This is a genomic window from Acinetobacter sp. ABJ_C4_1 (assembly GCF_044538495.1).
Lineage (GTDB): Bacteria > Pseudomonadota > Gammaproteobacteria > Pseudomonadales > Moraxellaceae > Acinetobacter > Acinetobacter nosocomialis_A.
This window is the reverse complement of sequence record NZ_JBIUCQ010000007.1, coordinates 160,278-177,809: the sequence shown is the minus strand read 5'-3', so window position 1 is coordinate 177,809 and position 17,532 is coordinate 160,278. Positions and strand designations below refer to the sequence as shown.

18 protein-coding genes and 1 riboswitch are annotated in these 17,532 nt (G+C 37.4%); of the genes, 6 read left to right on the top strand and 12 right to left on the bottom strand.

Annotation, left to right across the window (positions count from 1 at the left end; all coding sequences use genetic code 11):
- Positions 1 to 175 precede the first annotated feature (175 nt).
- Entirely contained in the window at positions 176 to 1,036 is an 861-nt protein-coding gene (locus ACIF8R_RS11120) for an EamA family transporter (RefSeq protein WP_396480748.1), read from the bottom strand.
- Positions 1,037 to 1,154: 118 nt separating this feature from the next.
- Here ACIF8R_RS11120 and ACIF8R_RS11115 point away from each other — a divergent pair, with 118 nt between their 5' ends.
- Positions 1,155 to 1,622 (top strand): Lrp/AsnC family transcriptional regulator, encoded by a 468-nt coding sequence (locus tag ACIF8R_RS11115; protein ID WP_022574763.1) that lies wholly within the window; start codon positions 1,155 to 1,157, stop codon positions 1,620 to 1,622.
- Between the two features lie 134 nt (positions 1,623 to 1,756).
- On the opposite strand, the gene ACIF8R_RS11110 is transcribed toward ACIF8R_RS11115, so the two are convergent.
- The 8 genes from ACIF8R_RS11110 to ACIF8R_RS11075 form a co-directional block, all read right to left on the bottom strand.
- The gene (locus tag ACIF8R_RS11110) at positions 1,757 to 1,993 is read right to left on the bottom strand and encodes a hypothetical protein (RefSeq protein WP_396480746.1); all 237 of its coding nucleotides are present in this window, start codon (positions 1,991 to 1,993) and stop codon (positions 1,757 to 1,759) included.
- Positions 1,994 to 2,194: 201 nt separating this feature from the next.
- Positions 2,195 to 3,127: a lauroyl acyltransferase gene (locus ACIF8R_RS11105; RefSeq protein WP_396480744.1), complete on the bottom strand. Its 933-nt coding sequence runs from the start codon at positions 3,125 to 3,127 to the stop codon at positions 2,195 to 2,197.
- A gap of 212 nt (positions 3,128 to 3,339) precedes the next feature.
- A complete protein-coding gene (locus ACIF8R_RS11100) occupies positions 3,340 to 3,534 on the bottom strand; it encodes a hypothetical protein (RefSeq protein WP_396480742.1) in 195 nt (64 codons plus the stop codon).
- A 170-nt stretch (positions 3,535 to 3,704) separates the two neighbouring features.
- On the bottom strand, positions 3,705 to 4,160 hold the full coding sequence (locus tag ACIF8R_RS11095) for a hypothetical protein (protein WP_396464207.1): 456 nt from the start codon (positions 4,158 to 4,160) through the stop codon (positions 3,705 to 3,707).
- Between the two features lie 267 nt (positions 4,161 to 4,427).
- Positions 4,428 to 5,801, bottom strand: a complete 1,374-nt coding sequence (locus ACIF8R_RS11090; RefSeq protein ID WP_396480740.1) for a putative bifunctional diguanylate cyclase/phosphodiesterase — start codon at positions 5,799 to 5,801, stop codon at positions 4,428 to 4,430.
- 363 nt (positions 5,802 to 6,164) lie between these two features.
- On the bottom strand, positions 6,165 to 7,163 hold the full coding sequence (locus ACIF8R_RS11085; RefSeq protein WP_396480738.1) for a sodium:calcium antiporter: 999 nt from the start codon (positions 7,161 to 7,163) through the stop codon (positions 6,165 to 6,167).
- Between the two features lie 10 nt (positions 7,164 to 7,173).
- A riboswitch (yybP-ykoY riboswitch) is annotated at positions 7,174 to 7,373 on the bottom strand.
- A 38-nt stretch (positions 7,374 to 7,411) separates the two neighbouring features.
- Positions 7,412 to 8,320, bottom strand: coding sequence for a CDF family Co(II)/Ni(II) efflux transporter DmeF (gene dmeF / locus ACIF8R_RS11080; RefSeq protein WP_396480736.1), 909 nt, complete (start codon positions 8,318 to 8,320; stop codon positions 7,412 to 7,414).
- Positions 8,321 to 8,519: 199 nt separating this feature from the next.
- Positions 8,520 to 9,122: a hypothetical protein gene (locus tag ACIF8R_RS11075; RefSeq protein ID WP_396480734.1), complete on the bottom strand. Its 603-nt coding sequence runs from the start codon at positions 9,120 to 9,122 to the stop codon at positions 8,520 to 8,522.
- Between the two features lie 427 nt (positions 9,123 to 9,549).
- Here ACIF8R_RS11075 and mutS point away from each other — a divergent pair, with 427 nt between their 5' ends.
- The 5 genes from mutS to ACIF8R_RS11050 all read left to right on the top strand — a co-directional run bounded on the left by mutS (position 9,550) and on the right by ACIF8R_RS11050 (position 15,180).
- A complete protein-coding gene (gene mutS / locus ACIF8R_RS11070) occupies positions 9,550 to 12,195 on the top strand; it encodes a DNA mismatch repair protein MutS (protein WP_396480732.1) in 2,646 nt (881 codons plus the stop codon).
- A gap of 64 nt (positions 12,196 to 12,259) precedes the next feature.
- On the top strand, positions 12,260 to 12,790 hold the full coding sequence (locus tag ACIF8R_RS11065) for a GNAT family N-acetyltransferase (protein ID WP_396480754.1): 531 nt from the start codon (positions 12,260 to 12,262) through the stop codon (positions 12,788 to 12,790).
- Between the two features lie 345 nt (positions 12,791 to 13,135).
- On the top strand, positions 13,136 to 13,459 hold the full coding sequence (gene fdxA / locus ACIF8R_RS11060) for a ferredoxin FdxA (RefSeq protein WP_002051033.1): 324 nt from the start codon (positions 13,136 to 13,138) through the stop codon (positions 13,457 to 13,459).
- A gap of 131 nt (positions 13,460 to 13,590) precedes the next feature.
- Positions 13,591 to 14,313 (top strand): D-Ala-D-Ala carboxypeptidase family metallohydrolase, encoded by a 723-nt coding sequence (locus tag ACIF8R_RS11055; protein ID WP_263613339.1) that lies wholly within the window; start codon positions 13,591 to 13,593, stop codon positions 14,311 to 14,313.
- A 198-nt stretch (positions 14,314 to 14,511) separates the two neighbouring features.
- Positions 14,512 to 15,180 (top strand): O-methyltransferase, encoded by a 669-nt coding sequence (locus ACIF8R_RS11050; RefSeq protein WP_002051063.1) that lies wholly within the window; start codon positions 14,512 to 14,514, stop codon positions 15,178 to 15,180.
- A 116-nt stretch (positions 15,181 to 15,296) separates the two neighbouring features.
- On the opposite strand, the gene ACIF8R_RS11045 is transcribed toward ACIF8R_RS11050, so the two are convergent.
- The 3 genes from ACIF8R_RS11045 to ACIF8R_RS11035 form a co-directional block, all read right to left on the bottom strand.
- Positions 15,297 to 16,139 carry a universal stress protein gene (locus ACIF8R_RS11045; RefSeq protein WP_263613338.1) on the bottom strand — a complete coding sequence of 281 codons (843 nt, stop codon included), beginning with the start codon at positions 16,137 to 16,139 and terminating at the stop codon, positions 15,297 to 15,299.
- Between the two features lie 155 nt (positions 16,140 to 16,294).
- Positions 16,295 to 16,906 carry an acyltransferase gene (locus tag ACIF8R_RS11040; protein ID WP_311087953.1) on the bottom strand — a complete coding sequence of 204 codons (612 nt, stop codon included), beginning with the start codon at positions 16,904 to 16,906 and terminating at the stop codon, positions 16,295 to 16,297.
- A complete protein-coding gene (locus tag ACIF8R_RS11035) occupies positions 16,899 to 17,498 on the bottom strand; it encodes an IMPACT family protein (RefSeq protein WP_396480730.1) in 600 nt (199 codons plus the stop codon). Before ACIF8R_RS11035 ends, ACIF8R_RS11040 begins: the two co-directional genes overlap by 8 nt.
- Positions 17,499 to 17,532 lie beyond the last annotated feature (34 nt).

Below are 17,532 nucleotides of genomic sequence, written 5' to 3'. Positions count from 1 at the left end.
TCAGCCTGTCAAAGCCGGCTGGCAATGTGGCCAGCAGGCAAAGGATAGTGCTCAACCCTATTGCAGTCAAGCACACAAAATGACATTTGTTTTAAAATAGATCATTAAAAAGTAAGGATAAATAATTAAAATTTATTGTTAATTTGGGGTTGAAAATTAAAGTAAATATTTGAGCTTATACACTTTTACGTTTATAAGAAAAATACGAACATCCGGCACACGACGCCATAATAATTGCTATACCAATGATCTGAAAATGATTTAATCGTTCATCTAAAATCAGCCATCCAGCCAAAGCACTCACCGCAGGTGATGCACTCACTAATATTCCAAAAACGCGTGGATGCAACTTTTTCATAGCAACCATATCTAATATAAATGGAATAGCACTCGCTAGCATCGCCATGAGTAAACATGTAAGAAGAATCGTATAACTATCAAAAATATGGATAAAGTGAGTTGCCCCTAAAGGCGTTGCAAACAAAGCCGCGAGAAACATTCCTGTTGCAACCGAGCTGCCACCACCTTGTGCAACTTTAGAGCCATAAATAATATACAGCCCCCACCCCACGGCAGCCACAAGCGCATATGTCATACCAATAAAACTAAAGTTATGGTTTGAATTGCCCATAGGTAAAAAAAGTAAACCAATAATAGATAATCCACCCCAAAAATAATCTAATTTATTTTTAGACATTAAAATAGCAACTGTAAGGGGTCCCAACACCTCAATGGAAATAGCAATGCCAACAGACATATAAGAAAATGCTTTATAAATTAAAGTATTCATTAAGGTTAGGATTAATCCATAAATAATGAGATTTTTCCAATTGGTCTGTTTATTCCAGTCTCTCCAAGGTTTAAACACAATCCATAAGAAACATGCTGATAAAGCAAGTCGAGTTAAGGTAACACCTTCTGCACTGAGAATTGGGAAAAGGACTTTTCCTATTGATGCGCCTATTTGCACAGAAACTAAAGATAAAAATGCGGCTGCAAATGCTATGCCTTGTCTGGAGTTTGTCTCAATCATCATATTTACCGCTCTGGGAATGATTGAAATTTTAGTTCTATATAATCAATATATTTCTTCTATTTCACTCAATAAAACGATTAAATAACTCTATATTTAAAGCTTAATGAGAGATTTACTCATGTCAGAAATTTCTTTAGATAATTTTGACTACGCAATCTTAAGAATACTGCAAAAAGACAATAAAACTTCTCATCGAGAAATTTCTGAAAAAATTGGACTATCCGCTGCGTCTGTTCAACGGCGCATATCGCGTATGGAAGAAAAGGAAATTATTTTAAGAAATTGTGCCATCTTAAATCCGCTTAAATTTGGAGAAAAAATTACTTCTATTATTGAAGTGCGACTGAGCGAAGACCGTTCTGTCGTTATGGATAGAGCAAAACTGTACTTTGCTTCTGTTGAAGAAATTCAGCAGTGCTATTTTGTGAATGGCGGGGTCTCTTTTATCATTATCATGCTGAGCAACAACTTATCTCATTTTGAAAGTTTGGTTAGAAAACATTTTGCTGATAATGAAGACGTCAAAACCTATAGAACACTTATTGTTTTAGATCGCGTAAAAGTAAACTTTGAGTTAAATATTTAAACTTTTCAATCTAAGCTTTAAGACCTTACAGTAGTTAGGGTTTTACCCACCTAAACAAATAAAGAAACTAACGACTAAAAGCATGTCATAAAAAATCCCGCAGTGTATGGCGGGATTTTTTGTAGTGCGTTGAATTACATATGACCACGCCCGTGGCTATGCATATCAGACCCATGATCGCCATGTGCTTTATTATGATAGTACCCCTTACCATGATGAGTGCCATGATAAGCATATGCTTTACCATGATGGCTGCCGTGATAAGCATGACCATAACCATGATGTGAGCCGTGGTAACCATGGCCTTTTGCAAAGGCTGGAGCAGAAAGAGCAATCAGTAAAGCTGCGAAAATAGACTTAATGTACTTCATAATAAATTCCTTTTTATTGTAGTACTGGAATTTAAAGTAATACATAAATGCATCGCTAGAAACAAGTGATAATCTGTACGGGAGTTTAAGGCTTGCTGAGCAAAGCTGATCTACTTCATACGCCGTTTAAGCAACATAAAATAGATCATTGAAAATAATAAAAATTTAAAACTTAAATCACTAAAAGTATGTTCAACTCAATCAGTAGAACTTTGCCTCACCGACAGGACGAGTTTTAAACCGTCTGTGAAACCACATGTACTGTGTTGGCGCGATTCGAATTTGGTTTTCAATAATTTTATTGACGCGTTCAGCATCATTCACTTCACATTCACTTGGAAAATTTTCAAGTTTAGGCTCAATCAGTACATTGTATTGAGGGTCTTGAATATCTCCACTTCTATAAAAATATAATGGGATTGCGACAGCATTTGAAATATCCATGAGTCTTCGGTGGGCCGTTACTGTTGCGGCTTGTATTCCAAAGAATGATGCCATAACACCTTGCTTTAAACCAAAGTCCTGATCAGGGCTATACCAGATTGCATGACCATTTTTCAGTTTCGCAATTAAGCTACGCATGTTGTCTTTCGCAATTTGGTTTTTATAAACCCGAGCGCGACTACGATGAATGAGAAAATCCATAAAAGGATTATTTTGAGGTCTATACACCACATCCATATCGAAAAATAAGGTACAAGCAGCACCTCCAGCATCTAATAAAGTACTGTGTGTTCCCAACAACAAAACACCCCTATCCCGATTCTGTTCCAGATGCTCTAAACCTTTTATATGAACTCTTTTTTTAAACCATGCAGGACAATACCAAGCATTTAAAGCTTCAAATATACCAATCATCGTATCTGTAAAAACTGACTTAGCTTTGGTTTCAATTTGCTCAGGTGTTTTTTCAGGGAAACAAGCTTCTAAATTTCTTAAAGTTGTTTTTCTTCTTGAAGCTAATAGTGTCCAAGCAATTTTTGAGAAAAGTTTTGCTAAACGCCACTGGATTGCCCAAGGCAAGTACGCAAGAAACATAAGAGTAAAAGCTGTGAACCAGATACCCCAATACTTTAATGATAGAAAGGAAAATTGAAACTGCCCAGATTGATACTGCGGTTCAGATTTCGTCATACTGTAAATATCTAGAGGTATAGGAAATCATGCTAACACACACCGAATCTACACGCGTTTGCAAAGTGTGTCTTAATATTAGACTTATTTTCTTAAGAAGATTTATATTTCCTGAACATTACCTCTTATATTTATTTCCTTATTATATTTTAAATAACAATTATTTATAAAAATTTAACCATCTTGATTATTAGATAAATTATATACAAAAATTAAAATGCTAACCCTCTCATCACTTGCAGAAACTCTGAATACTCATCTTCACTTTCAAAAGTAAACTCTACTTCTGAGCCATCTGTAAACCGCACTCGAACAGATCTCAAATCGGCACTGGTTGTAAATTTAACAACTTGTTCAAGGTTGTAGTGAATAGATCCTACTTGGTAATACTTATATTCTCTTGCCATAACAACGTTCTACTCAAAAAGTATAAGATTTCATCACTATAGAACAAATAAAGAAAATTTCTAAAGATTTTGTTCACTAGAAATCATTAAAAGCTAAAGGTCACTTATTATTCTTTAACTTAATAAAAAACCGCTATAAGGCGGCTTTTATTGATGAGTGCATTCAACAATTACTTTTTCAAAGTTTTGGTAAATGCTTCCGAATTAAAATATTCGGTAATTTCCCCACCTTCATTTAAAACTTTTTCCTTTGGAATGCTTAAAAAATCTAGTTCTGATTTTAGGCTAATAAATTCAGGAATATATTTCTTAATAGGTGGTGGAGGTTTAGGGCCTCCTTCTGTAATTTTTTCAATAAATCCAGCTAGCCATAAAATATATTCGTCTTCCATACTATGGTGTGGAATAAGGCTAACATCTATTTTTACTTTGCATTCACTTAATGGTTTTGTTAAAGCTTCTTCAAAATCAATGTAGTTATACTTTAATTTGAATATGCTCCCAGATATCTCTTTACGTATAAAAATCATTAAATTATTAAGATTTTCAATAGTGTCATCTGAAAAAAGCTCAACTTCTTTAACTTTCCTATACACACTTTCTGCAATAGCTAAGTATTGTGGCATTAAGGTTTTTTCCTTATCTTTGAAGCGGTATTAGGTGGTCTCTCAAAGTAAGTATGATTCAAGTTATATTTCCTCTTGTAAGTTTAAGTAACATTAAGTAAGTATTGTTTATATTGTGTTAATTTACAGCTATTAAAGAGCTATTTTTAAGTTTTATTTAATTTCAATAGAGAAAGAGCGCTATATCAAACTTCATTACGTTATATTTCCAACAAATAAAATCAAATCTCTTTCATCAACTATATTTCCTATCAAAAGCTATTTTGTTTACTTATTAAAATGCGGCAACTGTTTGATAAAGTCATTTAAAGGCATCGGACAGCCCCATAAAAAGCCTTGAAACTCGGTACAACCATTACCTTTAAAAGCACTAAATTGTTCAGCCGTTTCTATTCCTTCTACCAGCACGCGAAGGTTTAAATCTAGACCAATTTTAATAATACCCGTGACCAGTTTATTACTGCGTTTATCGTCCAAAGCTGCCTCTACAAAGCTACGATCAATTTTGATTTGGCTAATGGGCATTTTCTGTAAATAGCTTAAAGATGAATAACCTGTACCAAAGTCATCAAGTGAAAGCTGAATGCCATGTCTAGACAAGAAATTCATTTTTTCAATCATGCTTGCACAGTTATTTAAGGCAATATTTTCAGTAATTTCTAAGATGAGTCGAGATGGAGTAATGCCATATTTTTCAACCATAGCAATTATAGTTTGCTCAAAAAGTGGTTGCATGAAATGGTCAGCACTAATATTGACTGAAAGCGTAAGATCTTTAGTTTCTTCTTTTTTGCTCCAGTCTTGTAAAACTTTGCAGGCTTGAACCAACACCCACTCGCCTATCTCTGGCATTAATCCAAAACTTTCTGCTGCAGGAATAAAATCTTGCGTAGGAATATATCCTAAAGTTGGGTGATGCCATCTTAACAAGGCTTCTGCGCCAATTAACTGTTCAGAGGAGTTGATTTGCGGTTGATAAAAAAGCTCAAATTGTTCTTTGGTGAGTGCTAAACGTAGGTCATGCACCATGCTATTTTCTATTTGTATCTCTAATTGCATGGTATAAATTGATATACAAATCATGAGAGTAGCCACACAAGTTGCAATCCACCCACCATGATTACGGATATCATCCGACAAAGGTACTGCGCTATTAAGCGTAAAAGAGGTACCACTAAAAAATATAAAACACCCAATCGACAATAAAATTAAAATGATTTGTAGAAAACTTGGATCACGGCGGTAATTTAAATATCCCAGTATTGCGCCGGCAGGCAAAAATAAATGCGCCACTTGAGGCCGATGAGGTGTAGCAATATCGAAAAACAGGCAAAAAACGACTGGGAAAATCAGTAGAACCGCTTGTGATAAAAGTATGCCCGCCGAAATGCGGTTTTTATAAATGAGAAAAAGGCTAAACATGGAAACTAGTGTGAAACCAATATCCATACAAACAATCAGCCACATGTGTGCAAATGCGAAATAAATAGTCCAAAACAAACAAAAAATAATACAAATAAAGATATTTGCTTTGGCTGCAATTGTAAGCTGCTGGTCTTTTACATTACGGTAATTTTTCTTGCGTTTTTTAAAGTAAGACGAAGCTATCATAAATAAATCAACCGTAAAATATTTCTTCAATAGACCCCCAGCTTGGTCATTGATACTCCATCTCAATATTTACCAATAAAACGTAATATTTTATTCCTTTCTTATTTGTACTATTCATTTTGAGATTTGGTGTTCTTCAACAGCGTTGCTACAGTTCAGTGGTTTAACTGAACGATACTGCGTTTCGAACACTTTTTAATTTTAAAGTATCATGACTTAACGATACATGCGTCTGCGACTAAGGTACAGCCCCTAACTAGTGAAAAATTAGGCGAATTCTAAAAAATTTTCTGTATCGTAATCTTATACACCCGTGAGTGTATAAGATTAGCCGTTCACTAGTCATGAAAATAGCTGAAACGCGCCGGTCACCTTGCAACGCATGAATGTGTATTAGAGATAAAACACAACCAAAACTGCGAAAACGCCATATAAAGCACTTACTGCAACTAATGATCGATCATCGACCGCACCACGGCGGAATAAATTCCATAAAAACACAATCGCCAGTGCAGTAATAATGCCAGATGCTAGTAGCAATGTATCAAAGCGCCACGGTGTGAAAAATATACCCAAAGCACTTGGTATGGTGGCCTGAATCATCATGGCACCAGAAATGTTCGCTAAAGCCAAACGCTCTTTACCTTGGCGTACCCAAATCAGCGCATTCATAATTTCAGGTAATTCGGTCGCAACCGGACTCAGTAATAAAGCAACCAAATGTGGTGGCCAACTTAGCGCTGTACCAATTGCTTCAAGCTGAGTCACAAAAGTATGCGATGCAATACTAATGACAACTAAAGCCAACAGTACTTGTAGGCCAGCCCATCCCAGTGACGGTTCAGCTGCGTTGGGACGGAATTTGAGAGGTTCGAGTTCTTCTTCATCGGCAGAAGTATCTGCCTCCTTAATCTCACGCCAAACATAAGCTGCATAGGCCGCTAAAAATAGAATACCTAACCAAGGCTTAATGGCAAACGCGACTAAACCAAGTGCTAATTTTAAAACAAAGATGGCAAGGAAAGAGACTTGATCTCGGCTTAAGCGACCGTAATCAACTTGTACTTTATGCGAAGTTCGAGCTAACTTTTTACGATGAAGAATTAATACCAGACCTACAACGGCGTAACCCAAGGTTGTTAGCACCAATGGACCACCCATTGCAGCTCCAACACCAAGGTCTTTTTGTTCTGGGGTATTACCAAACACAACGGCCATAAAGGTAACCGCACTTTCAGGTAACGCTGTACCAAAAGCTGCAAGTACTGAACCTACTGCGGTTGCACCAAGATTAAGACGTTTACCAAACCATTCAATACCATTGACGAAATATTCACAGGCTAGGTAAATTGCCGCGGCGGACAAAAAGAATAAGATGAACGTGAGGAGCATAGGAATAGTTCCAGCCGGGCGAAATAAGAAACCATTGGCACGACAACGCTCCTCGCCCGACTAGCAAAGTACGTTGCGGCCAAAGGTCTCGCCTAGCTCTTACTGTATATACAGTGGCTGAACACGCCATGAGATACTCATCTCAAGTTTGTTGACGTGGTCTTCCTAGCGGGTACTAGGAATGGCTACTCCCCAATGACAATGCTGAGGATTTTACCAGTGATTTCATCCTAACTCTACAGAGATGGTCAGACAAAATGTATTTCTACACTGGCATGTACAATTTCTTCATGGATAGACAAGGCTTTTTTAACTGAATCAGGCGTTAAATCTGTTCTGTTTGTTTCTAAAGCCAAAATGCATGAAAATTTTCCTTTACCGACTTTCCATACATGTAAATCTGTAATTTTTACTTGGGATAATTGCTCAATTACTTCTTGTATTTCAGCTACAACTGGATGTGACATTTCAGCATCTAATAAAGTTTTTCCTGTGTCACGCAAAAGCCCCCATGACCACTGTGCAACAAGTATCGCCCCTACAATACCTAATAAAGCATCTAAAAAATTCCATCCAAAATATTTACCCGCTATAAGTGCGGCTATGGCTAGTACAGACGTTACGGCATCGGCAACCACATGTATAAACGCAGCTTTATGGTTTAAATCGTGATGGTGATCATGATGATGGTGGTGGTGTTCATGATTATCATGTAATAACCACGCACAGATTAAGTTGACTGCTAAACCTACAACAGCAATAGAAATCGCTTCATTATAATGAATATCAACAGGATGGAGTAACCGTTCGATAGATTGAAACCCCATCAAAAGTGCAACGACCATTAATAATATTGCACTGCTATACCCACCCAAAATTTCGATTTTCCAAGTTCCGAAACTAAAGCGTTTGTCGTAGGCATAACGACGAGCCATTTTATAAGCCACATAAGCCAACCCTAGAGCAACCATGTGTGAACTCATGTGCCAGCCATCAGCTAAAAGAGCCATGGAGTTAAAGACCCAGCCACCCACAATTTCAAAGACCATCATCACGGCAGTTAGGATGGTTGCAATCAAAATTTTCTTTTGAGCCAGCGGGTTTCCTTCATCGAACTGATGAGAGTGGTAGCGTTCTAAATTACTGTTAATTTCCATATTTATGGTCTTTTGACAATACTCCCCCATAGTATATATTTTTTTGGAAGGAAATATATTGTCTCTCTATTGAGCCAAGGAAAATTTTAATAAGTATTTGACCTTCAAGACTCATGTACCAGAATTTCAGACTCCTGCCTAATGAGGTAGGAGTCCTATTAGTATTATGAGATAAGCAATTTAAAATGTAGTTGATACTTTAAATAGATCTGTCACCAGGCATAGAGCAATTCTCTACCTGACTAACTTCCTGAATAGAAGATAACTTTTTCTCAGTTATTTGATTTGTTATTTCATAAACACGAACAGTACAAGTATTCCCTTGTTCCACATATGCAGCTTCATAATTTTTACCTGCCTTTGGTATAAAAGAGACTGCTATTCGACATGACTTACTATATGAATCCATCACAATACTGCTAGAAGCATCTAATACTAGAGGTTTATTCGCTTCAATCACATACTCTTTAAATGAGTCTCGAAACATTACCCCTGTATCATTTAAAGCAGCTAGACTTCGTTCTGTTGCTGGTATTCCCACACTTATATTCTTAATTTTTCGAGGTAAACCATTATTAACACGATGATGGATTGCTGCACCTGCAGTACTTCTCCATTCTTGGCATGTTCTATTATTATAGTGTTTGATTAATTTATCTCCATAAGGCCCATATAAGCGAATTCGCGACTGTGACTTTTCATCATATACAATGTTAGTTTTGATCAAGGCAGATTTCTGTGCCATGAAACAACTAGCTAAAGGTAAAGTTAATAAAGCTACTAGTATGGATTTAATTTTCATAAGTGATCTCTTTTAGATTTTTAGAATACCAATATCATTCAAACAAAGTTTTATTTAATTCTTTAGTTCCTCCAAATATCAAAAAACTTATTTAAAATAAGTGTGACAAGAAATGCCAGATCATTTTAAACCTGTCTATTCACACACAATCGTAAAACAGTATGTTCTCCCAAAGGTTACTTTCTTTTGCTGTTTATTTCCTCGCTCATTTTAGGAATCCTTTTTGCCAATCAGTCGCAATTTGTTAAGATGGCAACCGTGAGAAATTAAGTTAAGCTCACACACTGTTGACTCAATTTTGACATAAAAAAAGTACACGAAAAGGTATACTTTTTTCTTAGATTAAGTCCAATTCACACAGAAGTTGGTAGAATTGGCTAGATAACCAAACGTAAAATATTATTGATTTTTTAAGGGTTTATTACGCATGAATAGCGCTGAAATCATGGCTGATCTCTCTAACCACACTCCAATGATGCAGCAATATCTCAAGGTCAAAAAAGATTATCAACATGCGTTGCTGTTTTATCGTATGGGCGACTTTTATGAACTTTTCTTTGAAGACGCTCATTTAGCAGCCAAACTTTTAGGAATTACCCTAACCCATCGCGGTAAAGCAAACGGTAACCCAATTCCAATGGCGGGTGTTCCTTACCATTCAGCCGAAGGTTATTTAGCACGTTTGGTAAAAGCAGGCCGCACTGTAGCCATTTGCGAACAAGTTGGTGAAGTTACTGGTAAAGGCCCTGTTGAGCGTAAAGTTGTTCGTATTCTTACACCTGGTACATTAACCGACGATGCTCTGCTCACAAGCTATCAGTCATCCAACCTTGTTGCGCTATGCATCCATCAAAATCAAATTGGTTTTGCTTTACTCGACTTAAGCGCGGGTATTTTTAAAGTTCAACAACAAGACTACAAACCTGAACAACTTCCAATTGAACTTGCACGCCTCATGCCAAGTGAAATTTTGATTGATGAAGATTTGGTTGACCCGAACATTATCGAGCAAATTAAAAAGCATTTAGATTGCCCTGTAACTAAGCGCCCAAATGTAGACTTCAATTTAAATAACGCACAAAAAACCTTATGTGACCAGTTCTCTGTATCAACGCTTTCTGGTTTCGGACTCGATCCATTACCTTTAGCTAAAGCTGCTGCTGCGGCACTTATTCACTATGCCAAAGAAACCCAGAAAACAGCGTTACCGCATATTCGTTCTATTCTTTTGGAACAAAGCACAGACTTTATTGCGCTCGACCCAATCACTCGCCGTAATTTAGAAATTATTGAACCGTTGTTTGAACACGGCACATCATTATTCCAACTGGTGAATGACTGCCAAACTGCGATGGGTGGCCGTTTACTCAGCCGAACACTCATGCAACCTGTTCGTGATACAGCGTTGCTCGATGCCCGTTTAGATGCGATTGAACAACTCATTCAAGGCTACCATGAAACTCCTGTTCGTTTAGTGCTTAAAGAAATTGGTGATATCGAACGTGTGCTTAGCCGTGTTGCGCTGGGTAGTGCGCGACCACGTGATTTGGTTCAGCTTCGTCATGCTTGCGCGCAAATTCCCTTTTTAAGAAATGCTTTAGCGCCTGTTATTCAATCAAAAAAATCCAAGTTATTAATTCAACTCGATCAAGAATTAGGTGACTTTAAATCGTTGCATCAACATTTAATGGCGGCTATTGTTGAAAATCCGCCTGTATTACTTCGTGATGGCAATGTAATTGCAGAGGGTTATGATGCTGAACTCGATGAATTACGCCAAATTCGTGATCATGCAGGTCAATTCTTGATTGATTTAGAAATAAAAGAGCGTGAACGCACGGGCATTAATACCTTAAAAATCGGCTATAACCGTGTAAGTGGCTACTACATTGAGCTTACACGTGCTCAAGCTGAGCAAGCCCCTGCCGACTATATTCGCCGTCAAACATTAAAAAATGCTGAGCGTTACATTACGCCTGAGCTAAAAAGCTTTGAAGATAAAGTTTTATCAAGTGAATCTCGTGCATTAGCGCGTGAAAAAGCATTATTTGAAGCTTTACTTGAAAACCTTCGTGAAAATATTGCTCACCTACAAATGATGAGTTCAGCAATTGCACACATTGATCTAATTGCAAACTTTGCTCATCAAGCACGTTTAAACAATTGGGCTCGTCCTGAATTTACCCCAGAAACTGGTATTAAAATTCAAGGTGGTCGTCACCCAGTGGTTGAAGCGTTAAGTAAAGCACCATTTACACCAAATGATACGTTCCTTGATGTGCAGCACCGTATGGCGATTATTACCGGTCCAAACATGGGCGGTAAATCTACCTTTATGCGTCAAACTGCATTAATCAGTTTACTTGCTTACTGCGGTAGTTATGTTCCTGCACGAGCTGCCAAACTTGGCCCTATTGACCGTATTTTTACGCGTATTGGTTCTGCCGATGATTTATCGACGGGTAAATCGACCTTTATGGTCGAGATGACTGAAACTTCACAAATCTTACACCATGCAACGAATCAGTCACTCGTGTTAATGGATGAAGTTGGTCGTGGTACTAGTACTTACGATGGACTTTCTTTAGCCTGGGCTTGCGTGGTTGATTTAACTAAGCGCGTAAAATGCTTATGTCTATTTGCCACGCACTATTTCGAACTGACCGAGTTAGGTAGTGAAGCAGGAATTGATAACTATCATGTGACGGCACAAGAGTTAAATGGCAACCTGATTTTATTGCATAAAGTTCAACAAGGCCCTGCAAGTCAAAGTCATGGTTTACAAGTTGCGAAATTAGCTGGTATTCCTGCTAATGTCATTAAAGAAGCTCAAAAACGTTTACGCATTTTAGAGAAGCAACAACAGCAACACTTACAAACTAGTGTTCAAGATGACTTGTTTGCAACTTTAGATTCGGACGCGAAATCAAATACTCAAGTCATAGAGAAAGTGATTGAAATCGAAGTACCGTCACCTGCCCTAGACTTACTTAAGCAAATTGAAGTCGATAACTTGACGCCTCGCCAAGCACTTGAACAACTGTATGAGCTAAAAGCTGCGCTTAAATCATAATTATTGATTGAGCAAACATGTCTATGAGCATGTTTGCTCTTAATTGAAGGAGAATAAAATTTCTATTTTCTTAAGACCACTACAATACACAGGAATCGATTTAATTTGGCAACAAATTAGTCGACGTGAACTGATTACCCAACTCTACATACAAAAACAAGATCAACTCGAATTAACAGATTGTTTTTATGATGTTAAGCATTGGGATGTATATCATTTAGAAAATGATCCACCAAAATTAAAAGAACTCTATGAACAAGGTGCTTCATTTGTAGGTGCTTTTAATACGGCTGAACAGCTCGTGGGTATTAGTGTCGTATCGAATCAACACATTGCTGATTATCCCGATGCAAAATTATTGCAATACTTTTATGTCGATGCCGACCAACAAGGCCAAGGCATTGGTTCAAAGCTCATGCAAGCGGCAAAAGAATCGGCCAAGCAACTAGGTGCCCTTCAACTTTATATTTCAGCTACGCCGAGTAAACGCACAGTCGACTTTTATATGAAGCATGGTGCAGCAGTATTAAAACACCCAGATCGGCAATTATGGGAGCTTGAACCAGAGGACATTCATTTGCTTTGTATGCTTTAAAGTTCATTATTTAACAATTTTTTAGCTATCAATGTGCCGTAAAAACAAAATTCAAAGGTGAAAGTTGTATTTAAGGTATCTAATCAAATAGATACCTTGACCCAAATGACATTTAAAGTCATCAGAAAAAATTTATTCAAGTTATTGTTTTTAAAAACATATTATTATCTTAAATTTACAATTTGGCTGATCTTAAGCCTACAACATTGTTTTAAATATCAAAGTTTTAACTTATCTTCATATGTATAAATAAACAATATCAATAAAAGCAATTGTTTGTTTACCCCTTTTTTGCCTAAAATAAGCTATTCGAAATGAAACCATATTTTTTAGGTAGCTGTCGCCATGACCTTTGTTGTCACTGAAAATTGTATTAAATGTAAATACCAAGATTGCGTAGAAGTTTGTCCTGTAGACTGTTTTTACGAAGGTCCGAATTTCCTAGTGATTAATCCGGATGAATGTATTGACTGCGCATTGTGTGAACCAGAATGCCCTGCAAATGCAATTTTCTCTGAAGATGAGTTACCGGAAGGTCAAGAAGTATTTATTGAATTAAATGCTGAACTTTCTCAAAAATGGCCTAACATTACTCAAATTGGTGACCAACCTGCTGACCGTGAAGAATGGAACGGCAAACCAGATAAGTTACAGTATCTAGAAAAATAATTTCAAAAAAGATCAGCAACCGCTGATCTTTTTTATACCCTATTCAAACATTTCATTGCAAATTCCTCGTAATTTGTGCACTGTTTTGCATTAAAATAGGCGCAATATTTATTAAGCTTTTGATTTTTCTTATGCGGAAGTTTTTGCAGAGTCTGCTACCCCTATGCATAATCCCTGCGATTATGGTGGGGTGTGCCAGCTCTCCCCAACACACAACAACAGGCAAAACCTCTCCAAGTGGTAAACGCATCTTTATTCCTCAAGAACGCGTTATTATCGAACGTCCTATTCCACCTAAAGTTGAGCCTGCTTCCTATCGCTCTTGGTTAAATGCTGGCGATCATTATGAACGCGTCCGCGAATATGAAAAATTTCTAGCACGTCATGACGTAGCAGGCATCGTACCAAGTTTTGAATTATTAAGATCAGCTCGTGATTGGCAAAAATGTGGCAGTTCAGAATATGCTGTACCAAACCGCGAACTTTGGAATAATTCTTTATCAACCTTACGTGTCTTTAAATATTTAATTGCTGCCAAAGTTTTAACCGACTTTGAAGTGACTTCGGTTTATCGTGACTTACCTTTAAACCAATGTGCCGGTGGTGCAAGTTCTTCTAAACATTTGTTTAACTCTGCCATCGATTTCCGTATTGGACCAGAAGTTCCACAGCCACAAGACTATGCGTTTATTGAAAACACCAAGTTTAAATTGTGTCAGTTCTGGGCCCAACATGGTCAAAGTTTAAACTTAGGTATTGGTTTATATAGTTCAGGACAAATACATATAGATACTCAAGGCTATCGTACTTGGGGACCTGACTTAACCCGCAATACTTCAATGTGTAATTTCTAAAATTAAAATCCTCTTATGCACTCAAGCATAAGGGGATTTTTTATTCCTCTCTTTTAAATGCTCTCATAAAGAAACACTATTAAATTAACTGCTAATTTGTTCATTCCCTAATCAACCAAAATTTCTTAATCCGAAGATTTTTGCACTCTAGTCATAAACGTTTAAAATACGCCTATCAACATACAGGTAAATTTGACTATGCAGCAGTTGTGGACAGACATTGACGAATATATCGACTCACATTTAATTCCCGAAGATCCTCGACTCGACTTTGCATTAAAAAATACCGACGAACACGGCTTTTCAAATCATCTTGCAGTTGCTCCAAACCAAGGGATGTTCTTGCAAATGCTCATTCAGATGAATAAGTGCAAGCGTGTCTTAGAAATTGGAACCTTTGCTGCTTACAGTACGATTTGGTTAGGACGTGCACTCCCTGAAGATGGCTATTTACTTACCATTGAAGGCCGTGATACTCACGCAGAAATGGCTCAAAAAAATATCGACCATGCTAATCTTCCTGTAAAAGTTGAGCTAAAAGCAGGTCGCGCTGCAGATATACTTTCTGCAATTGACCCACAGTCAATTGAACCTTTTGATTTTATTTTCATTGATGCTGATAAACAGGGCTATCCGGAATATCTAGAACTCAGCCTTAAGTTCTCAAAATCAGGCACGATTATTGTGCTAGACAATGTCATTCGTGCTGGTGATATTTTGAATCCTGAAAACAAAAAACCAAGTATTGAAGGTATCCGTGAAACCTTTAAAGCTCTAGAAAACCACCCGCAAATTCTGTCTTGCACAGCTTTGCAAACGGTTGGCTCAAAAGGTCATGACGGCTTCGCGATTGCAATTGTGAAATAATGATCAAAAAATCATCTTTTTTATTTTATTATTTATAATCAATCAATTACTTTTATTACCCTTGCTTTTCCATATAGTTATCCACAAGATTTGCGGATAACTATATGCTGATCTCATCATTTAGCAACAAGTAAAGGCACAGTCGCGTTCCGGAAGATGGTCGTTGCAATACTTCCCAAGAAGAACTGATGAATTTTGCTATGGCTAAATGCACCGAGCACAATAATTTGAATGCCGTGCTCTTGTTGGTATTCAAGAATATTTTGGGCTACATCACCATATCGGTAAACGGTCACTACATCTAGGCCTGCTTCTTTCAGGTAATGCTCTGGCTCATTCAATATTTCAGGATGGTCGCCCACATACACTAAATGGCACTGTAAAGTCCGTAAGAGATCACTTTGTGCAATGCGGCGCATCATTTTTTGACACGTAGGAGAATATTCATAAGCGAATATGAAACGAGTCGGTACTTTGAAGTTTTCGCCAATGGTCAAAACTGTGCAATTTGCGCCTCGAATAAAGTTCTCGACATTACTACCAATAGGTTTATGTTTTTCGGCAGCTCGTTCACCCACCCTACCCAAAATAACAATATCGTTTTCATGTAAGAGATTAAAACTTTGCTCTAAAAAATCCCCTTTTTCCTGAATTTTTGAGCAGGTGATACCGTGTTTTTCTTTAATTAAGTCAGAGATATGTCTGAGTAAATTATTGCTGTAATCTAAAGCGAGTTCACTTTGTTTTTGCTCTAATTCAGCCAACTCTTTAAGCAACATTGCATTGCTTTCAAAGCCGATTACACCGCTAATTTCACCTAAGTGATAACTTGCTGGGTAATAATCTAGAATTTGTAATAACACAAGCTCTCGTCCAGTCGCTTTCGCAACCCAAGCCGCTGCATCTGCAATAGCATTAATACAAGGTGATGAGTCAATACACGCAATCACACGGTTCATTTTTGCCTCTCTTCTTCAGGTCTATTTGCCTTGGAGATTTTTCTATAACTTAGCTTTAACTTAACATAGATAAAAATCCGTATGTTAAGGTTTATGTATTAAAATCCGCTTTTTTGTTTATAGATCAAACATTTTATTACACTCTTAAGACTGTATTATTCTCTTAAACGGATAAATTTTGCTGGGTTTCCCCCCACAATATGGTAGGGTTCAACATCCTTGGTGACCATACTATTCATACCAATAACAGCATGTTTACCAATTTTAATACCGTCTTTAATTCCAACATGCGCCCCCAGCCAAACATCTTTTTCAATTTCGATTCCCTGAGACCGAACAGGTTGTTGGTAAAGTGGACGGTCTAGTTGCATACCATGATCAAATGCATAGAGATGACAATAAGCAGCTATACGCACTTGATCATGTAGTTTGATGCCAGCTCGACCACCATCTAAAATACAATGATGGTTAATTGCGACTTCGTTACCAATCTCAAGCGGTCCATGCAAACTACAGTCAGCAGCAATAAAGCAATTATCACCAATCGTAATTTTGCGACCCGGCTCGGCAAAAATATGGGCTAACGGTGAAATAAAACAGTTCTCTCCTATCTCAACTGTTTCCATATCCATTAAATAAGCCTGATATTCTTTTTGCCATTCTTCTGCCCAAGCACGATGTTTAGGCTTTAGCGTCCAATATAGCCATGGCATATAATTTAAACGGTGCTTATGTTGCTCACGGTATTTGAGTAAGGAGTCAGTCATCAGTTAATTCCTCCTCAACTTTTAATTCTTCACGGCCACGAGTGACATCGCGGAGTTTCAAAGCAAGGGGTTCAATTTGGTGGACTTGCAGTCTCGCTTCAATATCTACACCTGTTGCGGTATAAGTTTCCTGATATTCTATTTGCTGCTGCGTAAGCTCATATTGAAAAATCGCCCATTCATTAAAATGACAAGAAAAGTGAATGGTTTTCTTTGCAATGAGTTCAATTCGCTCAGCTAATAATAATGATTGCCCAGCACAACCGCCATAAGCCCGTACTAAACCACCTGTTCCCAGTTTTATACCGCCATACCAGCGGTTCACCATAACGATGATATTCGTTAAGTCATTACCTTCAATCGTAGCCAAGATTGGACGTCCTGCTGTACCAGATGGCTCACCATCATCATTAAAGCGAACGTTATGTCCAATTTTCCACGCCCAACATTGATGGGTGGTCGATATATCTTTATTTAGTTCTAAAAATTCTTTCACTTGCTGTTCATTTTCTACTGGCGCAGCAATCGCCTGAAATCTACTTTTTTTAATTTCTTCTTCAAATGTAACCTGTGCTGCAATCGTAAAAGCCATAAATTAAATAAAGCATAATAAAAATCAAATTATA

Coding starts and splice junctions, on each gene's coding strand:
- ACIF8R_RS11045 (WP_263613338.1), bottom strand. CDS start 16,139: ATGAACCGTGTGATTGCGTGTATTGACTCATCACCTTGTATTAATGCT.
- dmeF (WP_396480736.1), bottom strand. CDS start 8,320: ATGGAAATTAACAGTAATTTAGAACGCTACCACTCTCATCAGTTCGAT.
- ACIF8R_RS11050 (WP_002051063.1), top strand. CDS start 14,512: ATGCAGCAGTTGTGGACAGACATTGACGAATATATCGACTCACATTTA.
- ACIF8R_RS11040 (WP_311087953.1), bottom strand. CDS start 16,906: ATGACTGACTCCTTACTCAAATACCGTGAGCAACATAAGCACCGTTTA.
- ACIF8R_RS11110 (WP_396480746.1), bottom strand. CDS start 1,993: ATGAAGTACATTAAGTCTATTTTCGCAGCTTTACTGATTGCTCTTTCT.
- ACIF8R_RS11100 (WP_396480742.1), bottom strand. CDS start 3,534: ATGGCAAGAGAATATAAGTATTACCAAGTAGGATCTATTCACTACAAC.
- ACIF8R_RS11115 (WP_022574763.1), top strand. CDS start 1,155: ATGTCAGAAATTTCTTTAGATAATTTTGACTACGCAATCTTAAGAATA.
- fdxA (WP_002051033.1), top strand. CDS start 13,136: ATGACCTTTGTTGTCACTGAAAATTGTATTAAATGTAAATACCAAGAT.
- ACIF8R_RS11085 (WP_396480738.1), bottom strand. CDS start 7,163: ATGCTCCTCACGTTCATCTTATTCTTTTTGTCCGCCGCGGCAATTTAC.
- ACIF8R_RS11105 (WP_396480744.1), bottom strand. CDS start 3,127: ATGACGAAATCTGAACCGCAGTATCAATCTGGGCAGTTTCAATTTTCC.
- ACIF8R_RS11075 (WP_396480734.1), bottom strand. CDS start 9,122: ATGAAAATTAAATCCATACTAGTAGCTTTATTAACTTTACCTTTAGCT.
- ACIF8R_RS11035 (WP_396480730.1), bottom strand. CDS start 17,498: ATGGCTTTTACGATTGCAGCACAGGTTACATTTGAAGAAGAAATTAAA.
- ACIF8R_RS11055 (WP_263613339.1), top strand. CDS start 13,591: ATGCGGAAGTTTTTGCAGAGTCTGCTACCCCTATGCATAATCCCTGCG.
- ACIF8R_RS11095 (WP_396464207.1), bottom strand. CDS start 4,160: ATGCCACAATACTTAGCTATTGCAGAAAGTGTGTATAGGAAAGTTAAA.
- mutS (WP_396480732.1), top strand. CDS start 9,550: ATGAATAGCGCTGAAATCATGGCTGATCTCTCTAACCACACTCCAATG.
- ACIF8R_RS11120 (WP_396480748.1), bottom strand. CDS start 1,036: ATGATGATTGAGACAAACTCCAGACAAGGCATAGCATTTGCAGCCGCA.